Source organism: Phyllobacterium sp. 22229 (assembly GCF_052056495.1).
Classification (GTDB): domain Bacteria; phylum Pseudomonadota; class Alphaproteobacteria; order Rhizobiales; family Rhizobiaceae; genus Phyllobacterium; species Phyllobacterium myrsinacearum.
The window spans coordinates 1-677 of the sequence record NZ_JBQEPA010000057.1; the positions used below are offsets into that span (position 1 = coordinate 1).

Annotated in this window: 1 pseudogene; it reads right to left on the reverse strand. The window is 60.7% G+C overall.

From position 1 onward, the window contains the following. A pseudogene (locus ACTJJ7_RS28055) lies at positions 1-677 on the reverse strand (hypothetical protein); the annotation flags it as partial.

A 677-nucleotide genomic window follows, 5' to 3' on the forward strand; every position in this document is an offset into this window, starting at 1 on the left:
CCTGAGAGTTCATAGCTGCTTGTCGCGGCCGTGCCCGACAAGATACCGCCGGATTGCGTAACGACGTCACTTGTACCAAGGCCATTCTTGATCGTCCCGGACATTGTTCCGCCAGTCAGATCATAGGACTTGGTGTTGGCCGTCCCGCCCATCGTCCCGCCTGTCTGGCTGATGGCGTTGGTAGCCGTAATGACGCCATTGCTCGCCACCGACCCCGACCCGCTGATCGTGGCCTTGTCTGTTGCCGTGACGGAACCGGAGAGAACACCGCCTGACAATTCATAGGTGCCGGTCGCGGCCGTGCCCGACAATGTACCGCCGGTTTGCGTCACATCGGTCGCATTGATGATTTTCCCGGACATTTCGCCGCCGGACAAGTCGTAAAGCGGCGTATCCGCCGTTCCACCCATCGTCCCGCCGGTCTGATTGATCTTGTTACCCGCCTTGATCGTGCCAGTGCCCGTTACCGACCCCGTCCCGCTGATCGTGGCTGTATTGGTCGCCGTGACAGTTCCGGAGAGCGTTCCACCGGAGAGCGTGTAGTCCTTCGCCCCAGCACTACCCGTTAGATTGCCGCCGGACTGAGTCAGGCCATTGGAAGCAGTGATCGTTCCTGAAGCCGTTCCCCCGGACAGGCTATAATCGACAGTCTTTGCCGTCCCGCCCATCGTCCCGCC